Origin of the sequence: Arthrobacter sp. S2(2024), from assembly GCF_036662515.1 — a bacterium.
In the GTDB taxonomy this organism is placed as follows: domain Bacteria; phylum Actinomycetota; class Actinomycetes; order Actinomycetales; family Micrococcaceae; genus Arthrobacter.
Map to the genome: position 1 here is coordinate 129,883 of NZ_JAYKZI010000002.1, position 14,863 is coordinate 144,745.

14 protein-coding genes are annotated in these 14,863 nt (G+C 64.8%); 4 read left to right on the forward strand and 10 right to left on the reverse strand.

Going from position 1 to position 14,863, the window contains the following annotated elements; all coding sequences use genetic code 11:
* Nucleotides 1-3: 3 nt before the first annotated feature.
* The 8 genes from VLA65_RS04280 to VLA65_RS04315 all read right to left on the reverse strand — a co-directional run bounded on the left by VLA65_RS04280 (nt 4) and on the right by VLA65_RS04315 (nt 9,566).
* Nucleotides 4-1,782 (reverse strand): DEAD/DEAH box helicase, encoded by a 1,779-nt coding sequence (locus VLA65_RS04280; RefSeq protein ID WP_284988399.1) that lies wholly within the window; start codon nt 1,780-1,782, stop codon nt 4-6.
* Between the two features lie 180 nt (nt 1,783-1,962).
* Nucleotides 1,963-2,301: a DUF3039 domain-containing protein gene (locus tag VLA65_RS04285; RefSeq protein WP_059387622.1), complete on the reverse strand. Its 339-nt coding sequence runs from the start codon at nt 2,299-2,301 to the stop codon at nt 1,963-1,965.
* 36 nt (nt 2,302-2,337) lie between these two features.
* Nucleotides 2,338-3,120: a glucosamine-6-phosphate deaminase gene (nagB, locus tag VLA65_RS04290; RefSeq protein WP_059387621.1), complete on the reverse strand. Its 783-nt coding sequence runs from the start codon at nt 3,118-3,120 to the stop codon at nt 2,338-2,340.
* A 93-nt stretch (nt 3,121-3,213) separates the two neighbouring features.
* Nucleotides 3,214-4,785, reverse strand: coding sequence for a transporter (locus tag VLA65_RS04295; protein WP_284988400.1), 1,572 nt, complete (start codon nt 4,783-4,785; stop codon nt 3,214-3,216).
* Nucleotides 4,767-5,558: an ABC transporter ATP-binding protein gene (locus VLA65_RS04300; protein WP_284988401.1), complete on the reverse strand. Its 792-nt coding sequence runs from the start codon at nt 5,556-5,558 to the stop codon at nt 4,767-4,769. Before VLA65_RS04300 ends, VLA65_RS04295 begins: the two co-directional genes overlap by 19 nt.
* A 97-nt stretch (nt 5,559-5,655) precedes the next feature.
* Nucleotides 5,656-6,759, reverse strand: a complete 1,104-nt coding sequence (locus VLA65_RS04305) for an NADH:flavin oxidoreductase/NADH oxidase (protein WP_284988402.1) — start codon at nt 6,757-6,759, stop codon at nt 5,656-5,658.
* Nucleotides 6,759-7,724, reverse strand: coding sequence for a tetratricopeptide repeat protein (locus VLA65_RS04310; protein WP_284988403.1), 966 nt, complete (start codon nt 7,722-7,724; stop codon nt 6,759-6,761). Before VLA65_RS04310 ends, VLA65_RS04305 begins: the two co-directional genes overlap by 1 nt.
* 36 nt (nt 7,725-7,760) lie before the next feature.
* Entirely contained in the window at nt 7,761-9,566 is a 1,806-nt protein-coding gene (locus VLA65_RS04315; RefSeq protein WP_307054221.1) for a hypothetical protein, read from the reverse strand.
* Between the two features lie 299 nt (nt 9,567-9,865).
* On the opposite strand from VLA65_RS04315, the gene VLA65_RS04320 reads away from it, so the two are divergent.
* Nucleotides 9,866-11,056 carry an AI-2E family transporter gene (locus tag VLA65_RS04320; RefSeq protein WP_284988486.1) on the forward strand — a complete coding sequence of 397 codons (1,191 nt, stop codon included), beginning with the start codon at nt 9,866-9,868 and terminating at the stop codon, nt 11,054-11,056.
* Between the two features lie 24 nt (nt 11,057-11,080).
* Here VLA65_RS04320 and VLA65_RS04325 read toward each other — a convergent pair whose 3' ends face one another.
* Nucleotides 11,081-11,875 (reverse strand): alpha/beta hydrolase, encoded by a 795-nt coding sequence (locus VLA65_RS04325; protein WP_307054223.1) that lies wholly within the window; start codon nt 11,873-11,875, stop codon nt 11,081-11,083.
* 18 nt (nt 11,876-11,893) lie between these two features.
* On the reverse strand, nt 11,894-12,226 hold the full coding sequence (locus tag VLA65_RS04330) for an ATP/GTP-binding protein (RefSeq protein WP_284751215.1): 333 nt from the start codon (nt 12,224-12,226) through the stop codon (nt 11,894-11,896).
* 69 nt (nt 12,227-12,295) lie between these two features.
* Here VLA65_RS04330 and nucS point away from each other — a divergent pair, with 69 nt between their 5' ends.
* The 3 genes from nucS to VLA65_RS04345 all read left to right on the forward strand — a co-directional run bounded on the left by nucS (nt 12,296) and on the right by VLA65_RS04345 (nt 14,810).
* Complete coding sequence (gene nucS, locus VLA65_RS04335; RefSeq protein WP_307054225.1) at nt 12,296-12,991, forward strand: endonuclease NucS; 696 nt, start codon at nt 12,296-12,298, stop codon at nt 12,989-12,991.
* Nucleotides 12,992-13,055: 64 nt separating this feature from the next.
* A complete protein-coding gene (nagA, locus tag VLA65_RS04340) occupies nt 13,056-14,303 on the forward strand; it encodes an N-acetylglucosamine-6-phosphate deacetylase (protein ID WP_284984682.1) in 1,248 nt (415 codons plus the stop codon).
* Nucleotides 14,304-14,606: 303 nt separating this feature from the next.
* Nucleotides 14,607-14,810 carry a cold-shock protein gene (locus tag VLA65_RS04345; protein ID WP_028264741.1) on the forward strand — a complete coding sequence of 68 codons (204 nt, stop codon included), beginning with the start codon at nt 14,607-14,609 and terminating at the stop codon, nt 14,808-14,810.
* The last annotated feature ends 53 nt before the right edge of the window (nt 14,811-14,863 follow it).

Below are 14,863 nucleotides of genomic sequence, written 5' to 3' on the forward strand. Positions count from 1 at the left end.
GTTCTACTTCCGTCCGATGAACCAATCCTGGAGCTTGCGCAGCCGCGACTGCAATTGCTCCTCGTTCGCCTGCGCGACTGCCGGTCCGCCACACACTTCGCGCAACTTGTTGTGGACGACGCCGTGCGGGGTGCCGGTACGGGCCGACCAGGCCGCGACGTTTTTTGCGAGCTCATTGCGCAGGTCCATCAGCATGCGGTGGTCCGGGACCGCGGGCGACGCCGCGGCAGCCAACGGAGATTGGCGTTTCTTCCTCGACTGCTGGTCATGCTGCCGCTGCCGGAGCAAGGTTCCCACTTGTTCGGCGTCGAGCAGCCCGGGGATCCCGAGGAAATCAAGTTCGTCCTCGGAGCCGATATCGGCTCCCGTACCGAATTCGCCGCCGTCGAACAGCACCCTGTCAAAGGATGCCTGCGAATCGAGGGCCTCGAATTTGCCCTTCTCCAGGGAGTCCGAGGCCTTCTCTTCGCGGTTGGCCTCAGCCATCAGGTTCTCTTCGGGGTTGAAGAGGCCGTCCGGATCTTCCTTCTCAGGCCGGTCCAGCGCGTGGTCCCGCTCGGCTTCCATGGAGTTGGCCAAGGCCATGAGGGGTGGCACGGAGGGCAGGAAGACCGACGCCGTTTCCCCGCGTTTGCGGGCACGGACGAAGCGGCCCACGGCCTGGGCGAAGAACAGCGGCGTGGAGGTGGACGTCGCGTAGACGCCGACCGAAAGCCTGGGGACGTCGACGCCTTCGGACACCATGCGGACGGCCACCATCCAGCGCTTGTCGCTGGCGGTGAACTCCTCGATCTTGTGCGAAGCCTTGGAATCATCGGACAGGATCACGGTGGGCGACTGACCCGTGATCTTCTTGAGCTGACCGGCGTAGGCGCGGGCGTCGTCGTGATCCGTGGCAATCACCAGACCGCCGGCGTCGGGCACGGTGCGCCGCACTTCACTGAGGCGCTTGTCAGCGGCAGCAAGCACGGCGGGGATCCATTCGCCGCTGGGGTTCAGCGCGGTCCGCCACGCCTGGGAGGTGATGTCCTTGGTCACGGCGGCCTCGCCGAGGGAAGCCGCCATTTCGTCTCCCCCGCTGGTGCGCCAACGCATCTGGCCCGAATACGCCATGAACAGCACGGGACGGACGACGTGGTCCCTCAAGGCATTGCCGTAACCGTAGGTGTAGTCCGCTTTCGAGCGGCGGATGCCGTCACGGTCTTCGGCGTATTCCACGAAGGGGATGGGTGAGGTGTCGGAACGGAAAGGCGTTCCTGTGAGGGCCAGGCGCCGAGCCGCTGGATCGAATGCCTCGCGCAATCCGTCGCCCCAGGACAACGCCTCGCCACCGTGGTGGATTTCGTCGAGGATGACCAGCGTGCGGGCTGCCTCGGTCTTGGCCCGGTGGAGCATGGGCTTGCTGGCCACCTGCGCATACGTCACTGCGACGCCGACGAACCCCCTGCCGTGCTGGCCGTCCGCATTCTTGAAGTTCGGATCGATGGCAATGCCCACCCTGGCGGCGGCGTCCGCCCACTGCCGTTTCAGGTGGTCGGTAGGGGCGACGATCGTCACGCGGTTCACGGTTCCGCTGTCAAGGAGCATGGACGCAATCCGCAGGGCGAAGGTGGTCTTACCGGCGCCCGGCGTTGCCACGGCGAGGAAATCGCGCGGGCTCGCGTTCAAGTACAGGTCCAGCGCTTCCTGCTGCCAGGCGCGCAGCTTCGGGGCGGTTCCCCAGGCCGCGCGTTCCGGATAGGCCGGAGGCAGCGCCGGGCCGCCGAAGAGTGTTTCAGTCACGCGGATTCCCCCCGACCAGCAACGATTCCAAGCAAGGCCGCTGCAGCCAGCGAAACCCAAATAACCACAAAAAACACCAATCTGTTCCGGATGCGCCGAATCACGCAGGGCAGCACACAGGCAGGGGAAAGCGCTCCCCCGCCTACTACCAGGAAATACCCGACTACTGGGGCTTACTCGCTACTTGGAGCCGCCCGAGCCGCCTTTGTCTCCGCCGTCGTTACCTGGGCGAAGTCCTTCATAGATTTCTTTGCACTCGGGGCAGACCGGGAACTTCTGCGGGTCCCGGCCAGGGGTCCACACTTTACCGCACAGCGCAATCACGGGTTCGCCCGTCAGGGCGGACTCCATGATCTTTTCCTTGCGGACATAGTGCGAGAAACGCTCCCGGTCACCGGGTTCCACTTCTTGGCGCAATTCCTCGCGCTCAATGGTTGCAGTGGAAGTTCCGGCTCCGGAAAGCTCGCGCATGGGATCGTTTTCGAATGGGTCCGGAGGCAGCGTCGTCATGCCATCCATCTTAGCCGCTGCAGCTTCGCGATCAGATGCACCGTGTCAGATGCTCTGCCATTTCGGCTTGTTGTCATAGGTGTGGCGATAGTAGTCGGCGAGCTTGAGCGAGGACGCCGCAGCCTCATCGATCAAGATGGTGGCGTGCTGGTGCATCTGCAGCACTGATGCCGCGCAAATGGCCGCAACCGGCCCCTCGACGAAGTCCCTGACGGCCTGGGCTTTCTGGGCACCCGTAGCGATCAGGACCACGTGCCGGGCATCCATGATGGTTCCCAAACCCTGTGTGACCACGTGGTGGGGAACATCGTCGATGCTCTTGAAGAACCGTGCGTTGTCCTTGCGGGTCTGCTCGATCAGCGTCTTGATCCGGGTCCGCGAAGCGAGCGATGAGCCGGGCTCGTTGAATCCAATATGGCCGTCGGTGCCCACGCCGAGGATCTGCAAGTCAACGCCGCCGAGTTCGCGCATGGAGTCCTCGTACGCTTGGCAGGCCGCGGGAAGGTCGGCCGCGGTACCGTCCGGGCTGTGGACGTTGGAGGGGTCGATGTTGACGCGGTCCGTGAATTCACGGCGGATGACTTCACGGTACGACTCCGGATGGCCAGGCTCGAGCCCCACGTATTCGTCAAGGGCGAAGGCGTGTGCCTGGCTGAAGTCGAGGCCCCTTTCCTGATGGCGGCGCGCCAATTCGTCGTAGACAGGGAGCGGAGAGGACCCTGTGGCCAGGCCCAGGACGGCATTCGGCTTTCGGAGGAGCAGCGCCTCGATGGCATCCGCGGCAAGCGCCCCGATCTGCTTGCTTCCCGGAAGGATGACAACTTCCATCGTCCACGACCTTTCTAGCTGTGTTTCCCGGATCGACTGGTTCAAACTCGAGGTTATCCCATGTCCCATAACTTGTCATTGTCGTTCATGGAATCAACGGTTGACGCTCAATTGCGCGAAGAGCTCCGGCCCGCGCCGGTCAAGCCATCGGCCGCCGATCCGGACACCCGCAACGAACAATGCCGCTCCGAGAACCGTACCAATTGCCAGATTGATCCATCCCCACAGTGGATCGCCCGTGACCGACTGGACAATCACCAGGACAAGCTCCGGAAGGACGAGGAGGAACAAGACTGCCATTCCCCCGAACTGGACCGCCAGTGTCTGGGCAACGTTTCCCGGCGGCTTCTTGAACGGGCTGTCACCGGGCAACGGCACGGTGGACGTGTACCGTGCCGACACGATGGAGGCCAGGCCCAGGCCGGTGAACAGCACACCGAGGGAAAGACCCAGGACACCGGGCAACCAACCCCAGTCGCCGGTCAGGAAAAAGGGCCCGACGGCGAAGATCAACACCACCGGGAGGGCCAATGCCAGGCAGGCCAAGGCCCGGCCGAGCCGGTCGTGAATGCCGCGGACCCCGGTGGCCAGATGCAAGGCAAAGGCGGTGTTGTCGTAGGAGACATCCGCGGAAATAGACCATGCGAGCACAAAGGCGGCCATGGGTCCCAGAATCACCAGCATGGAGTAGCTTCCGGACTGCGCTGACTGGAACAGGAAAATCATGGGCAACAACGGGACCACCATCAGCGAAGCTGCGTAGCGCGGATCGCGGACCCAGTAGCTGAGGGAGCGTGCGGCAATGGCACCGGTGGGAGTTGCCGGCAGCAGTCCGAACAAGCCAAGTTTGCCGCCGCGTTTCCTTGATCCACCCGAATATGGCGGAGTGACCAGCGCCCGCTTGAGCAACGCATTCCAGGCGGCAAACAACACGAGGAGAGTGGCGAGGCCGATCAATGTCTTCAAGCCGGCTGCGGCGATATCTCCGGACGCCAGATCCCCGCCAAGCGACCAGGAAGCTCCGAGTGGAGTCCAGGAGACCGTCCGGGCAAGTTCCGGGAGATAGCCCGTGGAACCGGATACTCCCCTGAAGACGCCAGCTACGATCGGTCCCATCAGCACGAGTGGCACAAAGACCACAATGCTGCTCACGTCTTTGAAACGACGGGAGGCCGCGAGGCTGGCAGTCGCCGTCGTGATGACTTTCGACAGGACCACGCAGCTCAGCACGCCCAGCACGGCACCCAGCAGGGCGCCGAGCGCCGCCGGCACGCTGCGCCACCATGTGGCCGCAGTGAACAGGGCCACAATCGTCGTGGACAAGCCCGGCAATCCGATGAATCCGGCGAGGGTAAGCCCGGCCAGCAGCTGGCGCATGGGAATCGCCGACGTCGTGAAGCGGGAAGGGTCAAGCGTCATATCGGCGGCCGAGGCCATCAGGGGAACGATTGCCCAGGCAAGGATCGCGGCGGCGCCACCGAGGACGACGGCGGTGTGGGCCGTCTCGGCGTCGGCCCACCGCAGGGCGACGAGCGTCACCACGAGGGTCGCGACGACCCCCAGCGCATAGAGCCCTCCGATCGCGATTCCCACAAGCTGGCCGGGGCTGCGCCGAAAGCCGTTCAGCAGGAGCCGCCACTTCAGGCTCAGAAGGTGCGCAACCATTCCAGGCCCCCCGTCTGGTTTCCGCCGCCCACGAGCTGCACAAAGCGGTCCTCGAGCGTGGCGCCATCGCGGACCTCGTCGACGGTACCGGCGGCGAGGACCCTGCCGGCAGCCACGACGGCTACGTGGTCGCACATGCGCTGCACAAGGTCCATGACGTGGCTCGAGACGATGACCGTCCCTCCCGAGGCCACATAGTTGTCAAGAATTCCCCTGATATTGGCTGCCGAGACGGGATCCACGGACTCAAAGGGCTCGTCCAGCACCAGCAGCCTGGGCGCATGGATGAGCGCCGACGCGAGGGCAATCTTCTTCGTCATGCCGGCGGAGTAGTCCACCACGAGGGTGCCGGCGTCGGCGCTGAGATCCAGGGCGGCCATCAACTCTCCCACCCTTTGGGCAACGACGTCCCTGTCCATGCCGCGGAGCAAGCCGGCGTAAGTAACAAGCTGCTCACCCGTCAAGCGGTCGAAGAGGCGGACGCCGTCGGGCAGTATCCCCATCAGCTTCTTGGCTTCGAGCGGCTTCGTCCACACATCCACGCCGTGGATGTAGGCCGTCCCGAAATCCGGCCGCAAGAGGCCGGTGGCCATGGACAATGTGGTGGTCTTGCCCGCCCCATTGGGACCAACGACGCCGTAGAAGGAGCCGGCCGGGACGTCCAGGCTGATGCCGTCGACGGCGATTTTGCCGCCGAAGCGTTTCGCCAGTCCGCGCAGGGCCAAGGCGGGCACCGGGGATGTGGGAGGGGAACCGGGAAGCTGGACAGTCATGCAGTCAGCCTAGCCCCGGGGGCCGTGCCAGGGGTCGTCCCGGAGGGGGAACTACGGGGCGCCTTTACGGATCCGCCTCATCCCAAAGGACTAGCTCCTAGAAGCTGTGCCGTGGAACCGCGCGCTGATACTGCGGCGCCCAATCCAAGGGGAAGCCGAGTTCAAATGCCGCGCGGAGCCACCAGTGCGGATCGCGGAGGGCTGCCCGTGCCATGAATACACCGTCGGCTTGGCCCGTAGCTACAGTGTGTTCGGCCTGTCCTGAGGATGTCAGGAATCCGACGGCTCCGGTGGGAACTCCCGCTTCGCGCCGGATCTGTTCGGAGAATCCCGTCTGGTATCCCGGGCCGGCCTTGATCCGCTGGTGGGCCACCGCACCCCCGCTGGAGACGTCCACCAAGTCCACGCCGCGCTCGGCCGCGGCCCTCGCGAGACGCACCGAGGCGTCAATGTCGATGCCGCCCTCGGCCCAATCACTGGCGGAAATCCGCAGCAGCAACGGCATCGAATCCGGAATGACCGCACGGACGGCGTCAACGACCTCAAGCATCAAGCGGTTTCGTGCCGCCTCGCTGCCTCCCCAGGAATCCTCGCGCTTATTGATGAGCGGGCTTTGGAATTGGTGCAGGAGGTAGCCATGCGCGCCGTGGATCTCCACCGTGTCGAACCCGGCGTCCACAGCCCGTCCGGCCGCCGCGGCGAAATCCGAAATCACGGCGTGGATGTCCGCCTCGCTCATGGCGAGAGGAGCTGCAAGCCCGGCGAAGGCCTCGACTCCGGGGCCGCGGGTAACCCACCCGCCGTCGGACTCCGCTACGGATCCGCTCTCTTCGGCGAAAGGCCAATAGGTGGAAGCCTTGCGGCCGGCGTGCGCCAGTTGGACGCCGATCTTGCCGCCCACCGCACTGTTGCGGTGGACGAAGTCCACAATCCGCTCCCAGGCGCCCGCTTGCTCGTCCGTGTACAGTCCGGCGTCCCGCGGGCTGATCCGCCCCTCCGGGCTGACGGCCGACGCCTCGGTGAGGATGAGCGCCGCGCCGCCCGTGGCAAACGCTCCAAGATGCACCAGGTGCCAATCGTTCGGCACGCCGCCCCCGCCGTCGGGCGAGCAGCTGTATTGGCACATCGGGGAAACCCAGCCGCGATGCGGCAACGTCAAGGAGCGCAATTGAAGCGGACTGAACAACGCCGGCTGCGTCATTAGAAGAGGACCCGCGCCAGACCTTGCCGGGCCTTGGCAACGCGTTGGTCCGCAATGCCGACGACGTCGAACAGCTCCAGCAGGCGCACACGAGCCGTCTCGCGCTCGGGCCCGAAGTTGCGGCCAATGAATGCGATGATGCGGTTGAACGCGTCCTCGATGTGTCCGCCCGAAATGTCGAGGTCGGCCACCGTGAGCTGTACTTCGATATCGTCCGGCTCCTCCGCCGCACGCTGACGCATGGCTTCGGCATCCGTTGCCGTCAGGAGCTCAATCCTGCCCATGAGTTCCACCTGGGCAAGTCCGGCCTTCGCCTCGGCGTCAGCCGGTTTCTCGGCCAGCGCCTGGCGGTAGGCACTGGCGGCGGCGGCGTAATCCCCCGCTTCAATGGCGTCGAAGGCTGCCTGGTGCAGCGGCGGCAAAGGAGGGGCCTCGGCAGCAGCGGGGCCAGCGCCGATACTGCCCGTTACGCCGTTGGCTTCGGCCACCTTGAGGAGTTCATCGATGAGGGCACGGATTTCCTGGTCCGACGCGGGCCCCTCGAAGAGCGGCACGGGCTGGCCCTTCAGGACCGCGACGGCGGTGGGGACAGCCTGGACCTGAAATGCCTGCGCAAGCTGCGGGAACGCGTCCACGTCCGCCGCGGCCAGCACCACTTTGCCGGCGTAGCTTTCGACGACGCCTTCGAGGCTATGAAGGAGGGTCGAGGCCTCCAAGGAGCGATTGGACCACAAGAGGAAAAGGACGGGAATCTGCGCGGAGAGCTGGACGAGGTCCTGGAAATTGGCCTCGGTGGCATCTACGCGAAGGGGCTGGCCGCTTCCCGGGCTTCCGCCGGAGGCAGCCGGGGCACCGCTCGGTGCCGCCGGCGCAGGGCGCCGCAATGCAGAGAGGTCGACGGCGCCGCGCAGGTTGAGCTGGCTGGCAGCGGCTGGAGAGACGGGACGGGATCCTGGCGAACTCATACCGTCCACTCTAGCCGCTGCGCCGACAGCATTTGCCTACTGGAAGCTGGCTCCCACCAGGCCGCGGACCGCGGCAACGAGCTTCATGGGAGCGGTCGAGCCTGCCGGCGGAATGTAAACGGCTACCGACTCCGAGAAGGTCTGCACAAGGCCGACTTTCGTGGAATCCCCGCCCGCGAGCACTGCCGCGGCTTTGTCCACGGTCAGCGTGTCTCCATCCGACTTGGGTTTGCTGGTGAAATCGAAGTTCAGCTTTCCCACCACCACGGCGCCGCCGTCGGAGGTGCGGAACACTGCCGTATCCGTCGGAGAGGGCGTGTGCGTGAAGGTGAAATTGCCGTTGGTACCGGACTTGACCGTGCTCGCCTGGTAGTCAAGGACATCGGCTATGTAGGGCGAGTTGGTGCCTTCCACGAGCTTGTCCTTGAATGCCGAATCGGCCTTGGTCAAGCGATCGCCCAGGGCTGCCATCGCCTCAGTCCCGCTGTACTGCAGCCCGGACTTGTCTCCGGCCGCCAACTGCGCGGTTCCGCCCAAGGGGATCGCCGGGAAGGACGTTCCCGGCTGAAGCGGGGAAGTGCTCTTCAGCTTGTAGTTCTCCCGCGGCGAGGCCTGCACGAGGGTCAGGACCTGGGGAACCACGTTGCCATCGCCCTGGGTCAGGGCGATCACGGTGCGGGGCCAGGTTCGCTGGTTGGAGATGACGCTGCCCAGCAACTTGCTGGACCGGACGGGCATCCGCGCCTCGTGAGTAGCAACCTGGGACCGTATTTTATAGTTCTGCGTGCGCACCTGCAGTTCCGCGCCGTCAACCCTGGGAGCAAGTTTGGAGGCATCGCGTGCGGCATCTCCGGCCGCCACGGCGCCGGCGACCTGGTCCAGGATGCGCTTGAGCTGCGCGTCCACCAAGACGGGGACGTTCTGCGCTCCGGCGGTCCCCGCGGGGCTCGCCGTCGCGGATCCGGAGGGAGAAGGAGTCTCGGCCGCTTGGGCACCTGCCGCGGTGCCACCGACGAGGGCCGTCACAACAGCTGCGGCTACAAGCGAAATACGAAGTGCGGGACCCGCGGCTGTGCCTTTGTTGGTGTCCTGGGCAGGTGCGTCCCCGGCAGGTGTGTCCTCGCCCAGGGGGTCCTTGTCGGTTTCATCGGCGGTGCCTTTGCTGGCGGTCTCCGGGGAGTTTCCGGTGGTTACGCCGCCCCGCGGACCGTTGGGGCGGCCGCCCCGGCCCTTGGTGAACTTGCTGACGAACGGCAACGCCGCACCCGCGACAATGAGGATCGCGCCAATGACGATGAGCGGTACGGCCCACGGCATGGTGGCATCATTGGCGAATGTAATGGAGACCGACGACGGCGCCGGCTTGGTTCCGTCGCTCGCCAGAAGGAGGGACCAGTTGCCGCTCGCGGGAGGGGTGAAGGTGTACTCCAGCTGTCCGTCGGCGTTCTCCGTTTGGACCCACAAGTCCGATCCGGCAGGAGAGGGGGCGTTTGCTTCGCCGTCGGTGCCTGAAAGCTGGAGGGACTTGCCGTCCTCGGAGACGCCGTTGATGGTGTTGTGGGCGGTCTTGCCGACCCACGCATCGACGTCATCCGGACGTCCCACAGCCAACACGAACTTGCCGTCGCCCTTGACGCTGATCTGTCTGGGACCGCCCTTGTGGGTCAACACGTCTTGGGTGATCACCGTCAGCGGAGCGGCTTTGGAGTCGCCAGGGGCGGACGCGGTTACGGTCTCGGCCGGGGCCCAAAAGGTCAGCTGGCCAATGCCGGCCAACAGTGTCAGCAGGCCAAGCAGCACCAGCGAAACTGCAGTCTTCAATCGCACAGGAATACCAATCATCAGCGGTCGTTGAACTTCAAGGGTAACGGTTTTGTTACCAAGGAGTCAGTTCGGGGTCCTCCCAGAGGGCTTCCCGCCGGACGGCTTACCCTCTAGAATTCGGCAATTCCGGCCTGCTGATAGTGTGGCGAAGAACATGACATCGGGCACCCCTCGAGCCTGACCGCGGAACGAAAAGGCAGCTGAAACACGTGAAAGAGCGCAAGGATCCCACACCCGCCGAACAAGGGCCCGGCACCAGCCCGGGTGGCTTGGATGATGGGTCTGCCCAAGACGGCAGGGATCACGGCGAGGGCCTGATGGCGTCCTTCGTGCGCCGCCTCCGCCAGCCCATTCCCGGCGCCCAACCGCGGGTCCGTTTCGAAATGCCTCCCGAACTTGAGCACGATGCAACCGCCGAACCCGCCTTGGATGAATCCGACGGCCCGCGCTTCGGTTCCCCCGGCCCGAGGATGTCCGCGCAACATCCGCTGTATGTCGGCTTCATGGGCACGGCCGGCGTCGGCGTCGCCCTCATGCTGTACTACATCGGCACCAACACCGCCCAACTGCTGTTGTGGATCGTGACGGCCCTGTTCATTGCCTTGGGACTTGACCCTGTGGTCCGCGGGCTCGAAGAGCGCAAGGTGCCGCGCCCGGCCGGCGTCGTCATCGCCGTCGGGGTCCTCGTTGCCGGAGTGGCGGCGTTTTTCGCCACCCTGATCCCCACCATCGTGGAACAGGTCTCACAGATCGTCCGGCAGGCTCCGGACTGGATCCGGGGCTTCGTGGATTCGGATTTCTTCCGCTCCCTGGACAGCCAATTCGGCGTCCGCGACAAGATCAGCCAGGAACTCGACAAGTTCGTCAAGAACCCGGACGCCATGGGCGGTATCTTCGGCGGCGTCGTCGGCTTCGGATCCACCGTGGCCAACGGGGTCTTCGGGACGCTGATCGTCCTGGTCCTCAGCCTCTACTTCCTCGGTGCCCTGCCTGCCATGAAGAGATGGGGATACAGGCTCGCACCACGGTCGCGCAGGCCCCGGGTGGAAGCGCTATCCGAAGAAATCACTCGCTCGGTGGGCAACTACGTGATCGGCCAGGTCTGTGTTGCCTTGCTCAACGCGCTGTTCGCGTTCATCGTCATGAGCATCCTGGGCATTCCGTTCAGCGTCCTGTTGGCGTTCGTGGTTGCCCTGCTTGCCTTCATCCCCTTGGTAGGCGGGCTGATTGCCGCTGTGGTGGTCATTCTGGTGGCTTTGACCGCCGGCTGGCAGACCGCCGTGATCTACGCCATCTGCTACTTCGCCTATCTGCAGTTCGAGGCCTACTTCATCTCTCCGCGCATCATGCAGAAGGCAGTTGCCGTCCCGGGTGCTGTCGCCGTGATCTCGGTGATCGCGGGCGGCAGCCTGCTGGGCGTGCTCGGTGCATTGATTGCCATCCCGACGGCCGCAGCCATCATGCTGCTGATCAAGGAAGTCTTCATCGTCCGCCAGGACCGCCACTAAGCGGTGACTGTTAAACCGTAGCCATTAGGCCGTGGCCACTGGGCCTGCCCAGTGGCGAGGCAAGCCATGGGGTCCCGCACCGGCTTCCGTCACGTCGTCCACAATCTCGTCCAAAACCCGGGCAGCGTACTTCTCGCCGACCCACAAGTGCTTGGCGCCGTCGATCCCCACCACCCGGGCCTGGGGCACCAAACTGAATCGTTCCGCGGCCTCGGCGGGCTGAAGATAGTCGTCGTGTTCCGGAACCAGGACCGTCAGCGGCTTTCCCGAAGCAGCCCATTCCTTCAAATGCACGTCCGTTGCACGGTGCAGCGGCGGAGACAGCAGGACGGCGCCCTCCACTTGGGAAGCCACCGGTTCCACCGCACCGTACATCAAGGCCAGCTCGGTGCCGAAGGACCAGCCCACCAACCAGCGGTTCGGAAGCCCGCGCTCCACAGCGAAGCGAACAGCAGCCTCGACGTCGTACCGCTCGCCGATGCCCTCGTCGAAGTGCCCCTGGCTGGTACCCCGGGGCGAATGCGTTCCCCGCGTGTTGAAGCGCAGAACCGCGACGCCGGCCAGCGCCGGAAGCCGATAGGACGCCTTCCGGTAAACGTGCGAATCCATGAACCCGCCGTGCGTTGGCAGGGGGTGCAGGGTAATAAGGGTCGCCGAGATCTCGCCGGATTCCGGCAGCGCCAGCTCACCCACAAGCAACTTGCCGTCTTCGGTGCGGAATTCCACGTTTTCGCGGTGCGCCGGCAAAACCGTGGATGCCCTGATGTCCGTGGCAGACTCCGGCTGGCTGAAAACGAGGGAAGCGGGATCGAAACTCATGCTTCCAAGCTTAAGCGCTCAGCGGTATCTGTAGGTCCGGCCGGTCCAGCAGTTGTTGTGCCAGTGGCGGCGCTCCGCCAGGCCTGCGGCGTCGCCGAAGAGGTGCGTCTCGGACCACACCACCAGGTGGGCGATGCCAGGCATGATGGCCATCGAACAGCCGGGACATATATACGTCTTCTCGGCATTGCGTGCGGTCATGGTCCGGACCATCCAGTCGCCGTCGGGGGCGCTTTCCCTGCGGGCAATGCCCGAGCGGGCACGTTCCAGGTCCAGTTCCGGCGACTCGCCTGTCCGTTTCCAGCTTGCCTTGGCTGATTCGGTGCGTCGGGGGCGGTTGGAGCGGGGCATGACTCCATTCTGCCCCAGTCGCTAGTTGCGCGGGGCAGGGGATGCGGCAGAGGAAGTAAAGTGGAGCGGGTGCGACTCGTCATAGCCCGTTGTTCCGTAGATTACGTTGGCCGCCTCAAGGCCCACCTCCCCCTTGCCACCCGGCTTTTGCTCGTCAAATCCGATGGTTCGGTGCTGGTCCACTCCGACGGCGGCTCCTACAAGCCGCTGAACTGGATGAGCCCGCCCGCAACCCTCCGGGTGACGACGCCGGAAGAGACCGAGGTGGAAGAAGGCGTGGTGGAGCAGTGGACCGTGCAGTCGGCCAAGACCGATGACCGGCTCATCATCAACATCTACGAGCAAATCCATGACACGTCCCACGACCTCGGAACGGACCCCGGGCTCATCAAGGACGGCGTCGAGGCCGATCTGCAGCGACTGCTCGCCGAGCAGATCGAAACACTTGGTGCCGGCTATTCGCTCATCCGGCGCGAGTACTTCACTGCCATCGGTCCGGTGGACATCCTCGCCCGCGACGGCGACGGCAGGACGGTCGCCGTCGAACTCAAACGGCGCGGCGACATCGACGGCGTCGAGCAGCTCACGCGGTACCTCGAACTTCTCAATCGCGATCCGCTGCTGGCCCCGGTGCGGGGCATTTTCGCCGCCCAGCAGATCAAGCCGCAGGCGAAGGTCCTTGCCAACGACCGCGGAATCGACTGCGTCACCCTGGACTATGACGCGATGCGGGGCGTGGACGACAGCGAGTCCCGCTTGTTCTAGCGGTCCCGGCCTTCATCCCGGTCAAACCGGGCCAGGCGCGGTCCCCGGCAACTAGAATCAAAACATGACTGTCCCAGACCGGCCTGTATCTTCTTCTGCGCCCGTGCGCCACCTGATCACCGGAACCATCGTCAGCGACGGTGCGGTGATCGAAGATGGCCTGGTGGCGGTGGAAGACGACCGCATCGCCTTCGCCGGGCCAGCCGCCGAATTCCACGAAGCAGCCTTCGAGGGGTTCGAGGAAACTCCCCGGACCGATTTCCCCGCGGAACGGTACATCGTTCCCGGATTCGTGGACGTGCACTGCCATGGCGGCAATGGAGGCGACTTCCCCGGGGCTGATGAATCCTCGGCGCGCAAGGCCATCGATTTCCTGCACCGCTCCGGAACCACCACGCTCCTCGCCAGCATGGTCACGGCGCCCCGGGAGGACCTGCTCCGCGGCATCGAGCTTTTCGTGCGCCTGGCCGATGAAGGACTCGTAGCGGGAATCCACCTTGAGGGGCCCTTCCTCTCGCACGCGCGATGCGGTGCCCAGAACCCTGCTTATTTGCTGGAGCCGGACCTGGACCTCATGACGGAGCTGGTTGAAGCCGCTGCAGGCAAGCTCGCAACCATGACCTATGCCCCCGAGCTTCCGGGTGCCGCTGCACTCGTGGACCTGATGACGTTCCACGGAGTAACGCCGTCTCTTGGCCACACGGATTGCGACGACGCGACGGCGGCAGCCTCCCTCACTGCGGCGCGTGAGGGCCTGGAATCCGCCGGTTTCGACGGCGTCAGCTCTCTGCCCACCGTCACGCACTTGTTCAACGGCATGCCTCCCATGCACCACCGCTCCCCCGGCCCCGTGGCCGCCTCCCTTCGGACGGCCCAGGAAGGCAAGGCCGTGGTGGAACTGATTGCGGACGGCACGCACCTGGACCCAAGCACGGTCGCAACCGTCTTTCAGCTGGTAGGCGCAGCAAACGTTGTCCTCGTGACCGATTCGATGGCGGCGGCGGGACTCTCCGACGGAAACTACATGCTTGGCCCCTCCCCCGTGACCGTGACGGACGGCGTCGCTACCTTGGATGCCACGGGATCCATCGCGGGTGGCACCGCCACCATGCTCGACGTCGTCAGGCGCACGGTTGCGGCCGGCGTCGGGCTCGCCGACGCGGTTGCCTCGGCGACGGCGGTTCCCGCCGCGGTTCTGGGGCTCTCCGATGAACTTGGCGGCCTTCGGAGGGGCTTGCGGGCCGATCTCGTCGTCGTGGACAAGGAGCTTCAACTCGCGGGTGTGTTGCGCAATGGGGATTGGCTCGCCTAGGCCGAATTGGCGGGCTCCCCATGGCGGATCCCGTGGCCGGCGCGCTTTCTTCCGTTACCTTCTTTTTACTTAAAATTTGTCGGAATTCCCCAGCAGACCGTTGACCTCCACTATCCGCCATGAAAGTGTTGTAGCAGTCTTTGTGTAGGTGTGATTCATGCTCGCAAGACGTGTTGCGAGCGTGAAGCTCCTGCGAAGCCAACCAGGCCTTGCTTGGACGGAATACCAGGTCTTCTCGCGGAGTAACCAAGGCCGGCACGCGGTGTGCCGGACTTAATAGTTCCACAATGAGGAGAAACAAAAATGGCACTGGGCACCGTCAAGTGGTTCAACGCTGAAAAGGGCTTCGGCTTCATTACCCCGGACGACGCTGAAGGCGACGTCTTTGTCCACTACTCCGAGATCCAGACCGGCGGATTCCGCACCCTCGACGAGAACCAGCGTGTTCAGTTCGAGATCGGTCAGGGCGCAAAGGGCCCGCAGGCCACCGGCGTAACCGCCGTCTAGTTTGACTGCTTGAATTCTGCTTGGCAGGTTCAGGGAAGGGGTTCCGCACAGGC